Annotated in this window: 18 protein-coding genes; all 18 read right to left on the reverse strand. The window is 55.2% G+C overall.

Going from position 1 to position 21,812, the window contains the following annotated elements:
* Positions 1-7: 7 nt before the first annotated feature.
* The 18 genes from kdsB to feoB all read right to left on the reverse strand — a co-directional run bounded on the left by kdsB (position 8) and on the right by feoB (position 21,765).
* On the reverse strand, positions 8-769 hold the full coding sequence (kdsB, locus tag ML541_RS11465) for a 3-deoxy-manno-octulosonate cytidylyltransferase (protein ID WP_243373048.1): 762 nt from the start codon (positions 767-769) through the stop codon (positions 8-10).
* Positions 770-870: 101 nt separating this feature from the next.
* A complete protein-coding gene (locus ML541_RS11470; protein WP_243373049.1) occupies positions 871-2,109 on the reverse strand; it encodes an HDOD domain-containing protein in 1,239 nt (412 codons plus the stop codon).
* A gap of 48 nt (positions 2,110-2,157) precedes the next feature.
* On the reverse strand, positions 2,158-3,225 hold the full coding sequence (locus ML541_RS11475; protein ID WP_243373050.1) for a chemotaxis response regulator protein-glutamate methylesterase: 1,068 nt from the start codon (positions 3,223-3,225) through the stop codon (positions 2,158-2,160).
* Positions 3,226-3,256: 31 nt separating this feature from the next.
* Positions 3,257-4,111, reverse strand: a complete 855-nt coding sequence (locus ML541_RS11480; RefSeq protein WP_243373051.1) for a protein-glutamate O-methyltransferase — start codon at positions 4,109-4,111, stop codon at positions 3,257-3,259.
* 163 nt (positions 4,112-4,274) lie between these two features.
* Positions 4,275-6,479 (reverse strand): methyl-accepting chemotaxis protein, encoded by a 2,205-nt coding sequence (locus tag ML541_RS11485; protein WP_243373052.1) that lies wholly within the window; start codon positions 6,477-6,479, stop codon positions 4,275-4,277.
* A 31-nt stretch (positions 6,480-6,510) separates the two neighbouring features.
* A complete protein-coding gene (locus ML541_RS11490; protein ID WP_243373053.1) occupies positions 6,511-7,020 on the reverse strand; it encodes a chemotaxis protein CheW in 510 nt (169 codons plus the stop codon).
* Between the two features lie 140 nt (positions 7,021-7,160).
* On the reverse strand, positions 7,161-8,906 hold the full coding sequence (locus ML541_RS11495; RefSeq protein ID WP_243373054.1) for a methyl-accepting chemotaxis protein: 1,746 nt from the start codon (positions 8,904-8,906) through the stop codon (positions 7,161-7,163).
* Positions 8,907-8,923: 17 nt separating this feature from the next.
* Positions 8,924-9,823, reverse strand: coding sequence for a carbonic anhydrase (locus ML541_RS11500; protein WP_243373055.1), 900 nt, complete (start codon positions 9,821-9,823; stop codon positions 8,924-8,926).
* A gap of 39 nt (positions 9,824-9,862) precedes the next feature.
* Positions 9,863-11,554 (reverse strand): methyl-accepting chemotaxis protein, encoded by a 1,692-nt coding sequence (locus ML541_RS11505; RefSeq protein WP_243373056.1) that lies wholly within the window; start codon positions 11,552-11,554, stop codon positions 9,863-9,865.
* A 186-nt stretch (positions 11,555-11,740) separates the two neighbouring features.
* Positions 11,741-13,213: a PAS domain-containing sensor histidine kinase gene (locus ML541_RS11510; RefSeq protein WP_243373057.1), complete on the reverse strand. Its 1,473-nt coding sequence runs from the start codon at positions 13,211-13,213 to the stop codon at positions 11,741-11,743.
* A 201-nt stretch (positions 13,214-13,414) separates the two neighbouring features.
* Positions 13,415-15,517 (reverse strand): chemotaxis protein CheA, encoded by a 2,103-nt coding sequence (locus ML541_RS11515; protein ID WP_243373058.1) that lies wholly within the window; start codon positions 15,515-15,517, stop codon positions 13,415-13,417.
* Positions 15,514-15,879, reverse strand: a complete 366-nt coding sequence (locus ML541_RS11520; RefSeq protein WP_243373059.1) for a response regulator — start codon at positions 15,877-15,879, stop codon at positions 15,514-15,516. The genes ML541_RS11515 and ML541_RS11520 overlap by 4 nt, the downstream gene beginning before the upstream one ends.
* Positions 15,879-16,241: an STAS domain-containing protein gene (locus ML541_RS11525; RefSeq protein WP_243373060.1), complete on the reverse strand. Its 363-nt coding sequence runs from the start codon at positions 16,239-16,241 to the stop codon at positions 15,879-15,881. The genes ML541_RS11520 and ML541_RS11525 overlap by 1 nt, the downstream gene beginning before the upstream one ends.
* A 32-nt stretch (positions 16,242-16,273) precedes the next feature.
* Positions 16,274-18,007, reverse strand: coding sequence for a methyl-accepting chemotaxis protein (locus ML541_RS11530; RefSeq protein ID WP_243373061.1), 1,734 nt, complete (start codon positions 18,005-18,007; stop codon positions 16,274-16,276).
* A 253-nt stretch (positions 18,008-18,260) separates the two neighbouring features.
* Entirely contained in the window at positions 18,261-18,734 is a 474-nt protein-coding gene (locus tag ML541_RS11535; protein WP_243373062.1) for a cytochrome P460 family protein, read from the reverse strand.
* A gap of 170 nt (positions 18,735-18,904) precedes the next feature.
* Positions 18,905-19,549 carry a metal-dependent transcriptional regulator gene (locus ML541_RS11540; protein ID WP_243373063.1) on the reverse strand — a complete coding sequence of 215 codons (645 nt, stop codon included), beginning with the start codon at positions 19,547-19,549 and terminating at the stop codon, positions 18,905-18,907.
* Between the two features lie 29 nt (positions 19,550-19,578).
* On the reverse strand, positions 19,579-19,761 hold the full coding sequence (locus ML541_RS11545) for a hypothetical protein (protein ID WP_243373064.1): 183 nt from the start codon (positions 19,759-19,761) through the stop codon (positions 19,579-19,581).
* Between the two features lie 12 nt (positions 19,762-19,773).
* Positions 19,774-21,765 (reverse strand): ferrous iron transport protein B, encoded by a 1,992-nt coding sequence (feoB, locus tag ML541_RS11550; protein ID WP_243373065.1) that lies wholly within the window; start codon positions 21,763-21,765, stop codon positions 19,774-19,776.
* Between the last annotated feature and the right edge of the window lie 47 nt (positions 21,766-21,812).

The raw sequence follows: 21,812 nt of genomic DNA on the forward strand, positions 1-21,812 counted from the left end.
AATATGCTTATCCCCGGTCCTTCAACCGTTCCAGCACCTTTTCCAGGTCAGCGGGCGTATCGACGCCGATGGATTCGTAATCGGTTTCGACAACCTTGATACGATAGCCGTTCTCCAGGACCCGGAGCTGCTCCAGTTTTTCCGCCATCTCCAGGTAGGTAGGAGACATCTGGGCAAACTGGAGAAGGAACTCGCGCCTGTAGACGTACAGTCCCACATGCTTGAAGCACAGCAGTTTCCGGGACGAGAAAGCCTCGTCCTTCAGGTCGTTCCACTTGTCGCGGAAGTTGGGGAGCGGAGAACGGGAGAAGTAGAGAGCATAGCCCTCCCAGTCCGTTACCACCTTGACCACATTGGGGCTGAGAAAATCATGAAGGCTCTTGATGCGGGTTTTAAGAGTCCCCATGGGCAGGGAGGGATCTTCGGCAAGGGGTCTGATGGCCTCATCGATCATGGCCGGATCGATGAGTGGTTCATCCCCCTGGACATTGACGACGATGTCCGCTTCGAGCCGGGCTGCCACCTCGGCCAGGCGGTCGGTCCCGGTTTCATGGGACCTGGAAGTCATCTCCGCCCTGCCGCCGAAAGCACGGACAGCGGCAATGATACGCTCGTCATCGGTGGCCACCACCACGTCCGAAACCAGCGATGCCTTCAGGGTCCGCTCATAGACATGCTGCACCATGGGCTTTCCCTGAATCTGGGCCAAAGCCTTGCCTTCGAAACGGGTCGAAGCGTACCGTGCGGGAATAATTGCTGTTATTTTCATAGGGAAGGGGACCGTGAACAAGAAAAAATAGGATGTGTCCCTTCTCATCGGGCGGGACAAAGTACGTTACATCAAAAGAAAGGGCCGTGTCAAGGAGGGAATTAGACCATGTCGGTCAGGCTGCTGCTCCAGTTAAAGGTCTCCAGCTGGGCTTCCAGGAGGTGGTCGGGTGTCAGATTAGTCCGGCTCATGAGCTCGTTTGCCGACCTGAAGTCCACCTGTTCGATGATCTCCGTCAGCTGCAGTATGGCCCCGAGGACCCCCTCCCTCTTTAACAGGGCCAGCCGGATATCGCTGTCTAGGTTGAGCTGCTGCACCATTTCCTCCATGGACACCTCGAAGAGGCAATCCACCATCGACAGAATGCCGGTCATGAAGGCACGGTCGGAGAAATCAGCAGTCAAATGCGCAGCCGGCTGTTTTTTAACCAGCAGCTCCATCAGCTTGCCCCTCGCAGCCGCAATTTCCAGAAGCGGGTTTGATACCCCCTGATCGCCTTTGCTGGCATAGAGCGCAAGCACGATCCACCGTTTCAACTGTTGCAGGCCTAAAACCATGAGAGCATGGCGCAGGGTCTTAATATGCTCCCGCAGTCCAATGGCTACGGAATTCACCAGCCGCAGCAGGTTGTAGGTGAGATTGGGGTTTTCCTTGAAGGTCTCCTCGATTTCGCGGAGATCCGCTTCCCTTATGACCTGTTCCAGCAGTTTTGTCAGGGTCAGCTGGGCAATATCCACCCTTTTCTGCTTAAGAATGACCGGATGGGCAAAGTAGTACCCTTGGAACAGATCGAATCCCTCTGCAACACAAAAGGCATACTGCTCTGCCGTCTCCACCTTTTCCGCAAGCAGGGCAATGGGCCGGGACTTTAACTGTCTGAGCGTTTCCCGAATCGTCTCGGGGGGAGTCTGAAGGATATCCACCTTAACGATATCGGTTACGCCGTAAAGCGTTTCGAAGGCGGGATCATACTCGTGATCGTCGAGAGCTATGGTGAAGCCCTGTTCTTTAAGCTTTCTGCAGCGGCCGATCACCTCGTCGCATACGTTGATGGTCTCCAGCAGTTCGATCACCACCTGGTCCCTGGGCAGAAGCTCAAGGCTATCGCTCATGAGCATTTCCATGTCCACATTGAAAAAACCCTTGTGTCGGCCTAGGATTTCACGGGTGCCGAAATCGGTAAGGGCATTGATTATGACACTGGCGCTAGCCTGGAAGCTGTCGGAGATCATGGCGAAATTGACGCTTTCGGCCGAGCGGAAAAGAAGCTCGAAGCCGATTATCTGCTGATTCCGGTCCAGAATAGGCTGACGCCCGAGAAAAAACTTTTCCTGCGCCACGAAACTCTCCCCTGATGCTGTGCACATCCCGCTGCTTCTATCCCTATGCTACTCGCAGAGGCGGATTACCTCTCTCGCTATGCAATCCAGGGGCCGTACCAAGTCCACCCCACCCAGTTTGATGGCTTCATTGGGCATACCGAAGACCACCGACGTCGCTTCGTCCTGGGCAATGGTCTTTGCACCTGCCTCCTTCATCTCCAGCATCCCCCTGGCTCCGTCGTCCCCCATACCGGTCATGATAACTCCCACGGCATTCTTACCGGCATAGCGGGCGGCGGAACGGAACAATACATCCACGGATGGGCGGTGCCGGGAGACAAGCGGCCCTTCCTTGACTTCAACATAGTAGCGGGCACCGCTTCGCTTCAACAGCAGGTGATGGTTGCCTGGCGCAATTAAAGCCCGTCCACGCACCACCGTGTCGTTGTTCTCCGCCTCTTTCACCGAAACCTGGCAAATGCCGTCGAGCCTTTGTGAAAAGGCACGGGTAAAGCCCTCCGGCATGTGCTGGACGATTACTATGCCGGGAGAATCCGCCGGCAGCACCTCGAGGAATGCCCGCAATGCTTCGGTCCCTCCGGTGGAGGCTCCCACCACCACAACCTTTTCGGTGGTCTGGATCATAGCCTTGGAGGTGGGTTTGGCAATGATCACGTCGGCGGTCAGCTTCGGAGCAACGGCACGGGGCTTTGCTGCTACCCTTTTCAGCCTGGCCTGGCTGGCAGCCTTGACCACATCGCAGATGCGCACCCGGGATTCTTCCAGGAACTGCTTTGTCCCCATCCGCGGTTTCTGTATGATTTCCACTGCCCCGTATTCAAGCGCCTTGACTGCCGTTTCCGAACCGCTGTCCGTCAGGCTCGAGCACATCACCACCGGGATGGGATACTGACTCATGATCTTGTGGAGAAAGGTTAAGCCGTCCATGCGGGGCATCTCCACATCCAAGGTTATGACGTCGGGCACCTCGTGCCTGATCCGTTCGGCGGCGATAAACGGATCCGCTGCCGTGGCTATCACGTGGATCTGGGGGTCCGATTCAAGAATTTCGACCATTGTCTGCCTGACCACCGCAGAGTCATCGACGACAAGTACACGGATCTTTTCTTTCATATCCACCACTCTCTTGCCGGTTGGGATGTGATCACCGGAGTTTCCTGTATACCGTCGGGTGAACCGCCGTAAGGGGCACGTTCAAGCCGCTGAGCGTTTCCGAATGCCCCATGAAGATATGGGAACCGGGCGCCATGTGGGTATAGAAGTGGTTCAGCAGTCTTTCCTGGGTCTTTCGGTCGAAATAGATGATGACGTTTCTGCAAAAGATGATATCCAGCTGCTCCCGCATGCCGAAGTCGCCATCCATGAAATTCAGCCGGCGGAAACAGACCCTGTCGCGCAACTCGGGCACTATCCTGACCCGCGGATTGGCTCTGTCCTTGCTGCGCAACAGATACTTCCTCTTCAGGTTCGCGGGAACCGGAATGACCCGCTCCTCATCGTAAACGGCCACCTTTGCCTTCTCCAGAACCCGGGATGATATGTCGGTCGCCAGTATCTCGAACCTGAAGCCGGGACACATTTCGCCAAACTCCGACAGCACCATGGCCAGGGTATAGGGTTCCTCTCCCGAAGAGCACCCGGCGCTCCAGACCATCAGCTTTTTCCCCTGGTGTCTGTTTTCCCATTCGGGCAGTACCCTGTCGAGAAGGTAGTCAAAATGTTCAGGTTCACGGAAGAAATCGGTCTTATTCGTAGTCACCAAGTCTATCATCTGGATGATCTCTTCTTCCATTCCCTGGTCACTGAAAAGAAATTCGCAGTATTCGGCAAACGTGGGTATGCCCAGCGTCCTCAGCCGTTTTTGCAGCCGCGCCTCCAGCATGGTCTTTTTAGCCTCCGGCATTTTGATGCCCAGTTCCTCGTAAATAAACTGGCTCAGCCGGTTAAAGTCCTTTGAGGACAGGGATTGACGTCCATTGTGATCTGAAGCACTCTCCATTACTACCCCCTGAAAAGTTCTGCCGGTGCGACAGATATTCTTGCAGAACTTATCGGATCAAGGGAGCGCAATATTTAGCCGGTTGAGATGAGGAACACGAAAAAAGGCAGAAGGCCGGCTCACGCTCGACTTCTGCCCTTTGGATAGGTTATGTGTGAGATGGTCAGAATTTTTCGAAGTCGTGGTCCAGGCCATCGCTGATAGCATTCAGATCCAGATCGTGGCCCAGAGCCTGTTTTGCCGGTTTTACCTTTTCCGTCTGAGCAAGGTGCTGGATATGCACCTTGCGGGGCTGGACCGTCCAGTTGGAGGCGGGAGCCTGCACCGGCTTTTTCCTGGCGGATTCCCGCTCCTCGATGCGGAAAAAGGAGATACTGCACTGGAGCTGTTCCGCCTGGGAGGCCAGCTCTTCGGCAGTGGAAGCCATTTCTTCCGAAGCCCCGGCATTCTGCTGAATCACCTGGTCCAGTTGCTGGATTGCCTTGTTGATCTGCTCGGCTCCAGTATCCTGTTCCCGGCTGGCGGCGCTGATCTCCTGCACCAGCTCAGCCGTTTTCTGAATATCGGGCACCATCTTCGTCAAAAGATCACCGGCTCTTTCCGCCACTTCCACGCTGGAGGCGGACAGTTCGCTGATCTCCGCAGCCGCCTTCTGGCTTCGTTCGGCCAGCTTGCGCACCTCTGAAGCGACGACGGCAAAGCCTTTGCCGTGTTCCCCGGCGCGGGCCGCCTCGATGGCCGCATTGAGTGCCAGCAGGTTAGTCTGGCGGGCAATCTCCTCGATGATGGATATCTTCCCGGCGATATCTTTCATGGCGTGGACCGTCTCTTCCACCGCATTGCCCCCTTCCTGGGCATCGCCGGCGGACTTCACGGCGATCTTTTCCGTCTGCAGGGCGTTGTCAGCATTCTGCCTGATGTTGGAAGACATCTCCTCCATGGATGACGACGCCTCTTCGGCTGCCGCCGCCTGCTCGCTCGCCCCCTGGGACATCTCCTCCGAGGCTGAGGACATCTGCTGGCTCCCCGAAGCCACATTGTCGGCGGCATTCTTCACTTCGCCCACAATCTCCGTCAGTTTTTTCACCATCATGGAGAGGGCCTGCATAAGCGTGTCATTGGCTGAACGTTCGTTGACCTTGACCAGGAGATTCCCACCTGCTATTTCCTGTGCCAGGGTGGTGACCGTGTTCATGGCTTCGATGAGCTGGTTGATATTGTTCTTGATTTCGTTGAAATCGCCCCGGTAGGCATCGGTAATGACCGGCGGCAGGTCTCCCTTGCTGATCCGGTTCACGTACTGGGCGGTCATGGTGAATGGAGCGACGAAGGCATCCACCAGGCGGTTGATCCCATCCAGCAGTTCTCCCCACCCCCCTCGGTATGCTGAGGTATCCCCGCGCCGGTCGAGTTTTCCTTCCTGAATCGCCGTGATCAGAGCCGCCGTATCCTTGAGAATCCCCTTGATGGCTGCAACCATGGCAGTGAGGTTCTGACCCAGAAGATCCTTGTCCGAACGGATTTTGATATCCACCGACATATCCCCTGCAGCCACTCTTTCCGCAGCCAGTGCAGATTCCCTCAGGCTGTTGATCATGTTCCTCATGGCAGCCAGCAGTTGCCCCGTCTCATCGGCTGAGACGACGTCAATATCCACGGTCAGATCCCCGTCGGCCAGCCTGTTGGCCACATCGACCGCTTCCCCGATGGGTTTTTTGATGCTGCGGGTGATGAGGATGCTGATCAGGAAACCGACTGCTACGGCAATGAGGCTGACGATGATCATCAGCATGACCGTGCTGTCTCTTTTTCCCGTTACCAGCTTCTTGGCGCCTTCCATGGCCTTGTTGGCATCCTGGGCAAAATCGACGGCGGTCGATTCCATCTTATGAACTTCATCCTTCACCTCGCCGATGGCCTTGTTAGCATCGGCGGTGGTAGTGATCCTGCCCGCCTTGACCTGTGAATGGACCTTGTTGAAGCCGGAAACATAAGTGGCAAGGTTATCCTTGATGATCTGGACATGCTGCTTCTGCTCCGCGGCATAGACCGCCTTTTCCATGGCGGCAATACGCTCCTCGACCTTCTCGCGCTCGCCGTTCCACTTTTTGTAGTACTCATCAACCTTCTCGGCATTATCGATGTTGATGAACATATCCTTTTCGTAACGGCGCAAGCCGAGGATATTGGCACGGGCACGAGCCGAATGCTGGGCGATCTGTGCATCCGTGTCCAGCATCTTCACCGTCGTTCCCGAGACCGCGCTGACCCCCCAATAGCCCAATACCCCCACCAGCAGCAACAGGACCAGCACAAGCCCGAAACCGAAACCCAGGCGCACACCTATTTTCATATCGGCAATCTTCATTACACCCTCCTTCCCATTGCATCCAACTCCATCAGCCGTTGGAGACCTGGGAGATATCGTCATCCACGGCCTGTACCGCCGTCAAATCATCACCGGAAAAAATCTTGTCGATATCCAGGATCATGATGAACTGCTCGTCCCGCTTGCCCATACCGCGGATGAAATCGGTCCTCATCCTGGTGCCGATGCGCGGCGGGGGTTCGATCTGGTCGGGCTCCAGATCCAGCACCTCCTGCACCGAATCGGCCATGGCGCCAAGGACTGTAATTTCGCCGTCCACTGCCACTTCCACAATAATGATGCAGGTATTAACGGTGTTTTCCGTGGCATCTATGCCGAATTTCAGCCGCATGTCCACCACCGGCACAACGTTGCCCCGCAGGTTGATCACTCCGCGCATGAAATCGGGTGTTTGCGGCACCTTGGTCACCGTCGTGTAGTCCAGAACCTCCCGCACCTTTCCGATATCAAGAGCAAAAACTTCTTCGTCAAGGGTAAAGGTAAGATACTGCGTTGTTTCCCCAATACCGGCTCCATCCATGTTAATACCCCCTTTAGACAAAAAACTTTTTAAGCGGCTGAACTTACTTATCGTATTCTTCCGGTCATTTCTTTAGGACGAAGACCATGCAGAAAAAAAACGCGGCCCGCGGTGCGGCGTCCCCGACTATCATAGTGCCCTTAGAATTTCTCAAAATCATTGTCAAGATGATCGATCCCCAGATCCAGATCATGACCTGCAGCAGCTTTGCTCGGGTTGCCGTTGGTTTTTTCCGTCTTGACCGCCAGGTGCTGAATCTTTACCTTGTGGGGCTGCACGACTGTTTTCTTAAAGGATGGTGCCGAAGTGACATTCTTCCGCAGTTCCCGGTCGTCTATGGTGAAGAAGGAAATGGAAGATTGTAGCTGTTCCGCCTGGGAGGCCAGCTCTTCGGCAGTGGAAGCCATTTCTTCCGAAGCCCCGGCATTCTGCTGAATCACCTGGTCCAGTTGCTGAATAGCCTTGTTGATCTGCTCGGCTCCTGTGTCCTGCTCCCGGCTGGCGGCGCTGATCTCCTGCACCAGCTCTGCAGTCTTCTGGATATCGGGCACCATCTTCGTCAAAAGATCACCGGCTCTTTCCGCCACTTCCACGCTGGAGGCGGACAGTTCGCTGATCTCCGCAGCCGCCTTCTGGCTTCGTTCGGCCAGCTTGCGCACCTCTGAAGCGACGACGGCAAAGCCTTTGCCGTGTTCCCCGGCGCGGGCCGCCTCGATGGCCGCATTGAGTGCCAGCAGGTTAGTCTGGCGAGCAATCTCCTCGATGATGGATATTTTCCCGGCGATATCCTTCATGGCGTGGACCGTCTCTTCCACCGCCTTGCCCCCTTCCCGGGCGTCACCGGCGGACTTCACAGCGATCTTTTCAGTCTGCAGAGCGTTGTCGGCGTTCTGACGGATGTTGGAAGACATCTCCTCCATGGATGACGACGCCTCTTCGGCTGCCGCCGCCTGCTCGCTCGCCCCCTGGGACATTTCTTCCGATCCGGAGGAAAGCTGCTGGCTCCCCGAAGCCACGTTGTCGGCGGCAGTCTTCACCTCCGAGACAATTTCCTTTATCCGCTCCACCATATCCTTCATGGCTGCCAGCAGCATTCCCGTTTCATCCCTGCCGCAGACATCAATGGTCACGGTCAGATCCCCTTTGGCCAGGGCATTGGAGACCTCAACCGCCTCTTTGAGAGGCTTGGTGATGCCGCGGACAATGAAAATGCCGATGCCAATACCGAGGATGAGCGTGGCAATGGTCAAAAGTATCATCCCTTTGATGGCCAAGGCTTCGTCCGCCTCGATCCGCTTGGTGGTATCATCCACATTCTTGGAGGTGGTCTTCTTGAGGGTATCCAGGGCCGTCTCCAGCTGGTTCCCTTCCCGCTCCACCTTGGCCTCGGCGCCAGCTGCAGCAGCGAGTTTGCCTTGGATCAGCAGGGTCAGTACCTCGCCGACCTCTTTCTCGAAACCCTTGTATTCCCCCTCGACGGTTTTCAGCTGAGAGGCTATCTCGGTGAACTCCTTCTGGGATGCCGCATCCCCGGCCGTTTCCTTCAGGGCCTTGTTCACCAGGGCATCGGTCTTTTTCAGTATTTCGTCAGCTTCATTGGCGCTCTTGGAGAATTCCTCCGCCGTTTTGCGCAGTTCCGCCTGTTCATTGGTGATGCCCAGTCGCACGGCCCGATTGAAAATTACCAGCTGGTCCATCTGGACGCCGCCGACGTCGTTGATGGCCTCAGAGATGGGTATCTCCTGCTCTGCCAGCCCCTTGACCTCATCACCGGCATTCATCAGCTTGGTGATGCCAAAAGCGGCCAGAACAGCCATGAGAATCATTATGATACCTACCATGCCGAGAATCTTTGAGCCGATCTTGAAATTTTTCATGAAATGCATAGTCGTTTCCTCCAGTCCTAAAGATAAGGCTTATAGGTCAGCGTCGTTTCGCCGCTGTCCAGATCGTAATAGGCGCCGATGATCCGCACATTGCCGTCCTCCACCGCTTCAGCGACGATCGGGCTGGCAGAACGGATCTTCTCCGCCACCATCTTCACGTTGGATTTGACAGATTTGCATTGGAAATCGCAGCCGTGGCCTCCAGAACTTGCTGTCGTTCTGGCCTTGTCCACGGCCGGCTTGATGGTATCAACCAGCGTCTTGATGTGACTGGGAGCGTCTCCCCCCTTGATGGTGGCATCTACTGCGCCGCATCGTTCATGACCAAGAACGACGATGAGCTTGGCCCCCAGATGATCAACCGCATATTCGATACTCCCCAGGGCAATGCTGTCGACGATATTGCCCGCAGTGCGGATGACGAAGAGGTCGCCGAACCCTTGATCGAAAAGGAGTTCCGGCGGAACTCGCGAATCGGAACAGCCGATGATGATGGCAAACGGATTCTGCCCTTGGGCAATCGCTGCTCTCCGAGCCGGCTTACGGTTTGGTCCAGTTACCCGGGCTTCTACAAAGCGCTTATTTCCCTCAAGGAGCCGCTTGATTCCCTCTTCTGGTTCAACTGCTTCCACATGGTGTGCAGAGACCGCCCCGTGCTTGCGTGCGTCTGCCGTATGATGTGACGAAGAAGCTTTTTTCTTTTTAGGAATACCATCATGGCTACCTTTGCCCTGGGAGCTCCTGGTAGAATCCTGTGCCGCCGGCTCGACCTTTGAGTGTTCGGTCGTCGGCTGCCCCCCTAGTCCGGCCTTGAACTCCTGGACTCTCACATCCGTTTCGCTGCCGGCATGCACCTGCAAACCAATGAAAAGTATCGATGAAGCAACTGTCAAACCTCGAATGATTCCATTTCCCATATGCCCCCCTTAACCATTCGTTATATTATGAATGTCTATCTAGAATTTCTCGAAAACACCATCCAGATGGTCACCGGCATCACCCATGTCGATATCGTGACCTGACGCTGCACCGCGAAAGCTGGAAACCTGTTGGGCTTTGGCCAGGTGTTGAATCTTCACCTTTTGGGACTTGACATCCGTCCTTGAGGCCGAAGAGGAAACCATGCTCTTATTCCCCTCATGACGATTGTCAATCTTGAAGAAGGAAATAGCCGATTGGAGCTGTTCCGCCTGAGAAGCGAGTTCTTCGGCAGTGGAGGCCATCTCTTCCGAAGCCCCGGCATTCTGCTGGATCACCTGGTCCAGTTGCTGGATTGCCTTGTTGATCTGCTCGGCTCCAGTATCCTGTTCCCGGCTGGCGGCGCTGATCTCCTGCACCAGCTCTGCAGTCTTCTGAATATCGGGCACCATCTTGGTCAAAAGATCACCGGCTCTTTCCGCCACTTCCACGCTGGAGGCGGACAGCTCGCTGATCTCCGCAGCCGCCTTCTGGCTCCGTTCAGCCAGCTTGCGCACCTCGCTCGCTACCACGGCAAAGCCCTTGCCGTGCTCGCCTGCGCGGGCCGCCTCAATGGCCGCATTGAGGGCTAGCAAGTTAGTCTGGCGGGCGATTTCCTCGATGATGGATATTTTGCCAGCGATATCCTTCATGGCGTGGACCGTCTGTTCCACTGCCTTGCCCCCTTCCTGGGCATCGCCGGCAGATTTCACGGCGATTTTTTCCGTCTGGAGTGCGTTGTCGGCATTCTGCCGGATGTTGGAGGACATCTCCTCCATGGATGAGGATGCCTCTTCGGCGGCGGCCGCCTGCTCGCTCGCCCCCTGAGACATCTCTTCCGACCCGGACGAGAGCTGCTGGCTCCCCGAGGCCACGTTGTCGGCTGCCGTTTTGACTTCGGCTACTATACCCTTGAGCTTGTTCACCATGTCCTGCATGGCGGCCAGCAATATGCCCGTCTCATCCTTGCTGGTTACGGCTATTGCTACCGTCAGATCGCCTGCCGCAAGACGGTTCGATACGTTAACGGCCGTATCGATAGGTTTGGTTATACTCCGTGTGATCACCACGGCTATAACCAAACCCACAAGCAGAGCAAGGACACAAAAGCCAATGTCCATAGTGCGGGTAGACCTGTAGGACTTGTTGGCCTCCTTGTAGCGGAAATCGATGCGCCCCTCATTGTAATTGATCAACTCATCGAAGCAGTCCTGTACTGCCTTATTAAGCCTCATCCCGTCTTTCGCAAACATTGCGGCTGCCTCACTGGACCTGTTTGCCAGCGCAAGCTCCACCATCGCGTTATTGACCCCTTTCGAGCCCTCCATTGCGTCTTTGACCTTAGTGATCAGCTTCTTACCCTCGGCATTCTCCTCGAGCTTTTCCAGCTTGGCTATCGAATCTGCATAGACAGCCCGCAAGGCGTCTATTTGCTGTTTTTCCTCAAGCCTTTTCCCATGGTCATCAACAATGATCATCTGCTGGATCGCGGCAGTGGTTTTATACATAGATTCAGACGCTGCACTGGTCTCCTTGATCTTTTCATAATTGACATCGACTATGCGTTGCAGATGTTCTTCAACATTGGCCATACCTTTGATGGAAAAAAAGGTCAGTGTCACGGTAAGGAGTAAAACTGCAATAAATCCTGCCAACAGCCGGATGCCGATCCTGAGATTTTGTATGCCCATCTTTCGTCTCCCTGTATCTTTTTCGGTTTTAGAAGGTTGTAGGTCTATCCATTACAGAGGCTTATCGGAATGGGTCTTTTTTAACTTAAACCTTATTCGTCGCAACTTTTCATTTCAGTGGCAAGAGACGCAAAAAAAGCCATGGCGAGTACCATGGCTGTCGGCAAAAAACTGCTTCTGTGTTTTTTATAAATTGAAAAAGAAGGTCGCTCCCTTCTCGATCTCCCCCTCTGCCCATATCCGCCCTCCATGGCGGTGGATGATTCGCTGGACCGTGGCAAGGCCGATGCCCAGGCCAGAGAATTCTTCTGGATGATGCATGCGTTCGAAGGGCTTAAAGAGCTTTTTGGCGAATTTCATGTCGAATCCGGCACCATCATCGCGGATGAAATATACCCTTCGCTTTTTATGCTCCACCACGCCGAACTCAATGGTCGCCTGCTGGTGCTTTGCCGTGTACTTGCAGGCATTGTCCAGCAGGTTTCGCAACGCCAGCATCAAAAGCCTTTTGTCTCCCTTTGCCGCCACCTCCGGGGCCACGAGCCACTGAATGATCCTCCCGGCGTAGGTGAGTTGCAGGTCCTCCATGATTGCAAGGCACATCTCGCTCAGGTTCACCTCTTCCACCTGCAGATCGCCGCGGGTCAGCATCGTCAGCTCCAGGAGGATGTCGATAACCTCCTTCAGCTGAATGCTGTTACGTTGTATGCACTCCGCATAGGCGCGCCCCTGGTTATCGAGACTTTCGCAGCAATCCTCCAGAAGCGCTCGGCTGTACCCTTCCAACCTGGTAAGCGGAGCGCGGAGATCATGGGAAATGGCGTAGCAGAATCCTTCAAGTTCCCGGTTGGAAGCCTCAAGCTGGGCAGTCCGCTTCAGTACTCTCCCCTCCAGTTCTTCGTTCAGCAAGCGTATCTCGTCCTCGGCCCTCTTGCGGTCGCTAATATCACGGTTACTCCCCCGGATACCGATGAAGTTTCCATCTTCATCATAAATCGGCCGGCAGATATGACCGATCCAGCACAGGCTGCCGTCAGGCTTGATGATGCGAAAGGCTACCGGGTTCGTCCAGCGCCCCTCTTCAACCTCCCTTCTATGGGCGTCGTAGCATTTCAAGTCATCGGGAAAAATTATTCGGTTGAAAAGCCCCTGATCGGCAAGGAACTCTTCCGCGCCTCGGCCGGTAATTTCCCTACAGGCCGGTGATGAATAGACGAACCTCCCCTCGGGATCCTGCCAAAACTCCCAACCGTAGGTATTGTCCGCAACAATCCGGTATTTTATCTCCGATGCACGCAGCTTTGCTTCTGTGCGCAAGCGCTCTTCAATCTCCCCTTTCAGCCGCTGGTTGGCCCGTTCCAGCTCAGCCGTTCGCTCCATGACCTTCATTTCAAGATTTTGATTGGAGCGAAATAACGCCTGCTCCGCCAGATGCAACCGCTCCTCGCTTCGTCGCAGTCGTCTGCTCCCCAGATAGATCCCTCCCATCCCCACCAGCCAGAGAACGAGCAGGGAAAGGCTGTTTTCCAGGAGAGCGAGCCGCTCGATATCGCTTATGAGTGCCACTGCCGTAGCTGAGACGGAGAACGTCCAGATCAGGACCGAGTACCGCCCAACCTTCACGCATGCAGTATTCGGCCTGTTGACCCCATTTGCCATTGCGCCCACCAAAGCTTAATTTAAAAATGTTAACATTATATTCACCTAATTCTAAAAATAAAGAGAAATGTGCTGCTGAATAAAAAAGGCATGATCCATCAGGACCATGCCTTTCTCCAGCCCCAGCAATGGGGGGAAGGATCGCAAGCGGAATAAGCTGAGTATCCACATCGCGCTTAGCGCTAAAGTTATGTGTGAAAGTTACTGCAGGCTTTGGGCCTCCACCCCTTTTACCAGTTGGGGAATATCAACAATCAGCGCAACCGCCCCATCACCGAGGATCGTCGCACCGGAGATGCCTTCCACATTTTTATAGGCCCGCCCCAGGGATTTGATGACCGTCTGGTGCTCGCCGATGACATGGTCAACGACGACACCAACCCGCATGCCGCTGACCTGGGTAATGACGATCTGCTGGATTTCGGGGGGATCACCGGTGATGCGGAACTTCTCCCGCAGGGGAATGTAGGGGACCAGATGCTCACGCACGTTGGCCAGGTTCCTGCCATGGGATTTTTCGATGTCGCTGTCAGTCAGCTCCACGCATTCGTCCACCAGAGAAAGGGGCAGCAGAAAGCGGTCGCCACCGATCTGTACCAGCAGGCTTTCGATAATGGCCAGGGTCAGGGGGATCTTGACGGTGATGGTGGTTCCTTCTCCACGCTTGCTGTTCAATTCTATGGTGCCACGCAAAGCTTCGATGGCCCGTTTGACCACGTCCATGCCCACGCCGCGGCCGGAGACGCTGGAGACCTTCTTGGCAGTGGAAAAGCCCGGTTCGAATATCTGGGCAAAGATCTCCTTTTCGGACAGCTCGACACCCGGCGGAATCAGCCCCTTCTCCATGGCCTTGGCCCGAATAGCCTCCTTGTCCAGCCCTGCGCCGTCGTCGGTGATGGTGATGAAGACGCTGTCCCCCGAGTGGACTGCACCCAGATGTATGGTCCCCTGGGCCGGCTTGCCCGCCGCCGCCCGCTCCTCGGGCATCTCGATGCCGTGGTCGATGCTGTTGCGGATCAGGTGCACCAGCGGGTCGTTGAGCTTTTCGATAACCGTCTTGTCCAGTTCCGTCTCCGCACCTGATGTCTCCATTTCGATCTTTTTCCCCAATTCATTGGAGAGGTCGCGGACCAGGCGCTTGAACTTGCTGAATGTGGTGCCTATGGGGAGCATGCGGATATTGAGGGCGTTATCCCTCAGTTCCGCCGTCAAGCGTTCCACCTCTTCGGCAATGGACAAGAGCTCGGCATCCTTGCGCCCGGCGGAGGTCTGACTGAGGCGGGCCTGCACCGTGACCAGTTCTCCCACCAGGTTCACCAGCACATCCAGCTTTTCCGCCGGGACCCTAATGCTCGACGCCGATTCCTGTGATTGTCGTTCCTGGCGGACCTCCTTCACATGCTGCTGCTCCACCAGGGCTGAAACAATCTTCTCCGGTTCCACGAGCCCGTTTGCAACGGCAATTTCCCCGAACTTCTTCTGCTGGGACAGTATGCTCTTCAGCTCTTCAGGGCTCAGGTCTCCCCGCTCCATCAGTATCTCGCCAAGCCTCTTGCTTCCCGCTTCCCCGCCAAAAGCATCGCCACTGTCGATGGCATCGATTTTCAGTTCGCAGTCGTCCTCCACAAAGATGAATACGTCCCGAATAGCGTCGATCCCCTGTTTTGTCGTCAGGATCACATCCCAATAAACATAGCAGCTTTCAGCATCCATCTCCTCAAGCGGAAGCAGGTTCGCCAGCTGGGCAACCACCCTGCACGGGCCCAGTTCTCTGAGCTCCTTGATCAGGCTCAGTGGATTGATGCCGCGCATGAAAATCCCTCGGTCCGGCTCGAAACGGATGCGATAGGTTACTTCGAAGGATTCCTTCGGCTCTTTCGTTGCCTCTTTCGCCGGTTGCGGATCTTCCGGGCTGCTCGACTCCGCTTCGGGAAGCATCCCCTTTAACACCCCAATGATCTCCGCAGTTCGGAATTCGTCAACCATCCCCCCTTCTGCTGAAGCATCGAGCATGGCCTTTATCTGGTCCCGGGCGGCAAGGGTAATATTGACAAGGTTTTTCGTCACCGGAATCTTCCCGTTACGCACCAGATCGAAGACCGTCTCCACCTCGTGGGTGAAAGCGGCAATGTCCTCGAAACCGAACATGGCACCCGACCCTTTGATGGTGTGCATGGCCCGGAAGACCCGGCCGATTACTTCCTCATCCTCCGGCCTCTCTTCCAGTTCCAGAAGCGACGTTTCCAACTCCGCCAGAAGCTCATAGGCTTCTTCCTTGAATGCCTGTTGATGTTGGTCCATCATCCGAGCACCTTCTTCACCACCGCCATCAGCTGTTCAGGCTTGAAAGGCTTGACGATCCAGCCGGTGGCTCCGGCGGCCTTTCCTTCCTGTTTCTTGCTGTCCTGGGATTCCGTGGTTAACATAACTATAGGAATGAATTTGCATGACGGCAGGGCTCGTGCCCCCTTGATCAAGCCGATGCCGTCCAAATTGGGCATGTTAAGGTCGGTGATGAGCATGTCCACCTTCTGTCCTCCCAGTTTCTGCAGTGCATCTTTGCCGTCCACCGCCTCGACCACCTCGTACCCGTTCTGTTTCAGGGTAAAGCTGACCATCTGCCGGACACTGGCGGAATCGTCCGCCGTCATGATTATCTTTCCCATCAATCGTTCCCCCCCACCCAAAAGCAAGTTTTATCCCTGTCCTGGGCACACCCCACGTGGCGTTGAAAACCTGCTTCAATGCTGACCGCATGAATAAGATCGTTGTCGCCTGTGGCAATACTGAGCTGTTTGTTCAGCTGTAAGACACTGCGGTGGGTTGCGCAGAGCACTTGCAACCCTGCCAGGTCGATCTCCGTCACATCGGCCAGATTAATGAAGAGTTGCTCCGCTCCCGCCAATGCCTGCAAGAGGGCAGCCCTCAAATCCCCCACGTTCTGGACCGATACCGGTCCGCTGACGTTTACCGTCAACGCGGCTGGGGTACCTTCCCCTTTCGCCACCGTTACCTTCAATTCATCCATGCCGATTCTCCCTGCCAAACTGGCGCTGAACGTCAAAAAAGCTCCACATTATCCCCTAGGTCGTCCCCCGATGGCAGCACATAAACGTCGGCAGGCGGACCGGCAGACCCAGACTTCTCCATTGCACCCTCATCTTTTTGCATAATAGAATTATGGATCTTGCGTTCGCTGTCCATGGTGTAGCGATCGGCAAGCTGCATCAGTGTGTCTTCCCCTTTGGATGCAGGAGCAATGGTCAGCGCCTCACCAATGATGGCATTCAGTTCTTCCATTACCTGGTCTATCACCGATGACACCTGGTGGTGAGCAGTTATGCCGTTGGTTGCCGTGTCAATGTCTGAACACAATATCTGCACCGCACCCCGCATGCTGGCCAGACACCCGCTCAGGGAATCATTAACCCCCTGCAGGGACTGGAGCAGCGCCGGCAGAGAGTTCACCATCTCTTCGACTTCCACGTCCAGTTCGGTGACATCGGCCCGTGCGCTGGTACAAAGCCCTTCGGTAGCATCGGTGACCTGGGTCAACATTGCGGAAACAGCAGAGGTCTGGGCAATGGCATCCACAGACAGGCGTTGAATCGCCTCGGCAAGAACCCCCAGGGCTGCACCCTCTTCACCAGTCAATGCCGCCTTCACCTGGGCGTTGAGGGCAATAAGCTCGATCTCTTCGCCGATGAATTCGATATCGTTGACAAAATTTGTGATCTCCATCACCGTTTCGGCTACGGTGCCCATGGCCTTGGTTAACGTGCGGTTCAGCTGGGAGCTCTGGTCGAGAACGGCAGCAACCATGGTAAGATCGGCCTCAAGACCGGTCAGAAACGAGCTTCCCGTCTGATCGGCGACCCCAGCCATGGCACGTGTGTCCTCGGAAAGGCGCGATTGCTTTGCTGCAATGTTGTGGAGATTATCGACGATCCGCCCGACGGCGTTATTGAGTTCGTCCCGGGCGTGGGCCAGCTGGGCAGTCTGCAACTGGCAGATACCTGCAGCCTTCCGGGCCAGGTCCTGTACATCTTCCCGGTCGTCCGTCCCGGACTCCAGGCTATTTTGCAGGTCATCAAGCGCCTCAGCCACATGCTCGATCTGCTGGCGAACGATGTCGTGAAACTGCATGGACATGACCACTTCGCCAATATTCCGGGAAACCACTCCCGATGCTTCGGCAATGGCCGATGCCGATTTGGAGCAGCGGGAATTGACCTGGGTCAGGGCGGCGAGGCTGGTCTGGGTACGCTCCAGGGTTCCCTGGACTTGATGCCGCTGCTCCATGCCCAGATCGAGGACCTGGTTCAAAGTCTGTCGAATGACCGTGTTCAGCTGGTCCTTCTGCTCCAGTATGGTCCCCGCCTTTTCCAGCACCTGTATGGAGAGCTGTCCCACGTCATTCGCAAGGGTATCGAATCCGGCTGCGCTTTGGCCAAGGCGGGCGCTTTCGATTTTGGTGGAAATGCCCAGCATGCGCAGCGACTTGTTGATCTTTCGAAAGCCGGAAAGGGGGGTCGCGGTTTTATCGAGAAGCTCCAGAATGGAGCGCAAGGTCTTGGAACTCTGTTCAGTCTCCTTCTCGCCATGGACCAGGTACTCTTCCATCTGCTGCAGTATCTCCTGGAGTCGCTGAATGGTGCGGGAAATCTCCTCACCTGAAACCTGGCCTGCCATCTCCGAAGATTTTTCGGAAATCTGCCCCGCCCTGCCGTAGAAATCGTGCAGATTAGCCCCGGTGGCGAGAAATTCCTCCTCGGTGGCACCTGCTATTTCCATCAATTGATTTCGCGCACAGGCCAGTCTTTCTGACCAGGAAGAAGACAGGGAATGGGCATTTGCTGCAGGAACGGAATGATCCATGAACATAGGTTTTTGACCAGCTTGCAGGAGTATAGCCGCCAAGGCAGCCTCTTTTTGTTAACGTATCGTCATTTGAATTAATAGCTTGAGGGATAAATTGGGTTGGCAGGGACAAAAAAAAGCACCACGGGAATCCGTGATGCTTTCTGAGGCGCAGGAAAGGCAAGTTTTACTTGAAGTCTGCATACCTGGAGATCACATAATCCCGGTCCCTCGCCTCTTTCAAGTGGCATTCATAACAGTTCGTCACCGGGTCCAGTTTCGAAGGCTTACCCTCTGCGGTAAAGCCGGCGAATTGCCAGCCACCGGTCTCCTTGAATTTTTTGTCCTTTTTCATCAGGACGATCATGTTTTTCTTTCCTTTAACCGGCTTGCCGTTTTCTTCCTTCATCTTGTAATAATCCACGACGAAACGGCTCCCTTCGGGATATTTCCCTCCGGCCTTATAGGCAGGCATGGCCTTCTTGTCCACATAGATGTAATGAACGCCGTAAAAAAGGGAACTCTTGTCGGTGACGACCTTTTCCTTGCTCTTTTCCCATTTTTCGTAACCCTTCGGCAGTGCTGCATTGCCGGCGGCCCATGCCGAACCGGCGGCCAGCAGAAGGGAAACAGCCGTCAGCATGGCAGATTTTTTCTTCATAGATGTGTCCTCCAAAGATGATTTTTGCGCTGAGCCTTGGCGGCTCGGAGCCGGTGAAGGGTAATAAATTTGCACCCGTTATTCAAGAAAAACATCACATTGCCGGCAGGTACACATCTATAATTATACTTAGCCACGGGGAATCGGCACCCCTCAAAGGAATTGTTCGTCTATTTTCGGACAAATATCTCCCGTGCCATGGCCGAATCGATGGCAAACTCGGAAAACCCGACCCGGAAAATATAGGAAGGAAAGGTCTGGGAAAGGACGATACGGTTGCCGGGCAAAACCCCCATAGCCATCAATTTCTGCATCTTTTTGCTGTCTTCGGTCTGGATGTAGGCAATTTCTCCCTCTTCTCCAGACTTCAGCTCGGTGAGGGGAACCACCCCTAAATCGCCGCTCCTTCTCGCCTCTTCGCAGCAGTCTCCTGGTGGAATATGCTTGCCGTGGGGACAGGTGGTGGGGTGGTTGAGCATGGTGCAGACCTTGGCATCGACCCCTTCGTTGAGCAGGTGCTCGAACTGGCATGCCTTGTCGTCTCCCGCTTCTCCACGGACATTCAGCACATCCATGAGCAGCCGTTCCGCCAGCCGATGACGTCGGATCGTCCGGCGGCCTTCTTCTCTCCCCTCGGGGCGGAAGTAGACTCTCCCTTCCTTCACTTCGATCAGGGTCCGGGAAGCCAGCTCCTGATAGGCAGGGTCCCCAGCCGGGATACCCAGCTGGTCAATCTCGGCAAACCCCTTTCCTTCCTCCTCGACGGCGATCCACAGCGCCTCCAGAATCTCTTCCGCTTTATCCGATAACTTCATCATTTAACTCCTTGCCGTAATATCATCTGCTAGTGTTTATCGTTCTTTGTCAATATTTCCTTAATTTTCTTCACGACGGTCAGTTCGGGAGGGTTTTCATAGTAGCAACGGGGGCAGCGCACCATCCTGCATTTCATCGGTTTGCCGCATTTTCCGCAACCCGTGATGCCTTCTTCCTGGCTGAATTCGTGTCCGCAATAACCGCATTTCATGGAATACCTCTGTTATACCAATTTCGTAACGAGCAGGAACTGATTGAGCAGATAACCGCTGCCAAAGGCAAGGGTGCTGACGAAAACACCGATGGCCAATGCGACCTTCAATCCCCGCTCCCGCTTCATGACCAGGAATTGGGCCACGCAGGGAATGAAGAGGGTCAGGGTAACAGCCGCCACGGTCAATTGCCGTCCATCCAGTATACCCTTGGTCTGCAGGTCGTAAAGACCCGCAGCGCCGTAATCGCGACGGAAAAATCCAAAGATGAATGCCACTGCCACATCCTTGGGCAGCCCCATCATGCCCATCACCGGGCTCAACCATTCCACCGCCATTTCAAAGAAGTGGGTAAGCTTGCCGATCCAGAGCAGCACCGAAGCCAGGATAAAGAGTGGCAATATCTCCATGAAGTACCACTGCATCCTGGTATAAGTCTTGGTCAGGACATTGGATAACTGGGGCAACCGCATGGGGGGTAGCTCCATGTAGAACATGGGGGTCTCGCCCGGCATGAGGCGCGCGGCCAGGAAACCGATGAGGAGAAAAATGAGTATCAGACAGACCCCCCAGACCAGAAGCGCCCCGGGTGCCTTGGACAGCAGCGCCAGAATCACCCCGAGCTGGGCGGAACAGGGAATGGCCAGAGCCAGCAGCAGGGTGGCAAGGACCCGTTCCCGCACCGTCTCCAGGGTACGGGTAACCATGGTGGCCATGGTGTCGCACCCGAAACCGAGCACGATGGGGATGACGGCTCGACCGGTAAGACCGATCTTCTTGAAGACCCGGTCCACCAGGAGCGCCAGCCGGGGAAAATAGCCGCTATCCTCAAGTATGGAAAAAAAGAGGAAAAAGGTGGCGACGATAGGAAGAATAATGCCCACGGCATAGCGCAGTCCCAGCGTCAGGACGCCATACTCCCCCACGAACAGTTCCTGAATGGGTATCCATGGTATGATGCCCTTGACGAGCCCGGTTACCCACGGGTTGAAATATTGCTCGAAAAGGGTCCCTTCGAGAAAATCTACCAGCGTCCCGGCACCGAAATCGCCGACAAATTTATAGAGGCCATAGTAGAGCACCAACAGAAGCAATGGTATGCCGGTCAACGGCCGCACTGCCCAGCGGGAAAGACGTTCGCTGAAGGTGACCACCCGCTTGTCGGGCAGACTGAAGACCCCCGCCAACAATCCCTTGACGACCCCCTTCCGCTCCATGGAAAGGTCAAGATGAAAGGACTCACGGCGCTCAAAGGTCTTCTCGCGCACCTTTCCGGCGATGGCGGCAAAACCCTCCCCTTCCCGCTCTGCCACCAGGGCTGAAACTTCCTCATCCCGCTGCAGAAGCAGCAGGGCCACGGATTTCTTCGATAAGGCATAATCACCATTGATCAGCTGGGAGACACTGTCGATATCGGCCTCAAGCCTCTTGCTGTAAGCGAAAACAGCATGCTTCCGCCGGCTGTAGACGGCAATGGCCTTCCTGATCTCGTCCAGACCACGTTTTTTTGCCGTGGCAGCGCCGATCACCGGGATGCCCAGCTTTTCCTGCAAAAGCGGCAGATCGATGGAGAGGCCCATCCGCTCCGCCTCATCCATGATGTTGACCACCAGCACCACCGGCAACTGGGCATCGATCAGCTGCAGGGTCATGACCAGCATCCGCTCCAGGTTCCGTGCATCCAGCACATGCAGAACCACGTCGGGAGATTCCTTGAGCAGGATCTCCCGGGCCACCCGTTCCTCCTCGGTTATGGGCAACAGCGAGTACATTCCCGGAGTGTCGATAATTTCACAGGTTGTACCGTTAATGGCAGCAGAACCGCGGGCAACCTCCACGGAAGTGCCGGGATAATTGGAGACCGTCACATAGGCGCCGGTCAGGGCATTGAAAAGGACGCTTTTCCCCACATTCGGATTTCCCACGAGAGCGACCTTTTTGACAGCACCGGTTACGACACCTGCATTTGAGTGACAAGAGCTCTTTTTCTTGAATAAACCCATTTCCCTAGTTCCTTTTGTTGTAATTGATAATCATTTTCAAATATTTC

The organism is Geotalea sp. SG265, from assembly GCF_022808985.1.
Classification (GTDB): Bacteria; Desulfobacterota; Desulfuromonadia; order Geobacterales; family Geobacteraceae; genus Geotalea.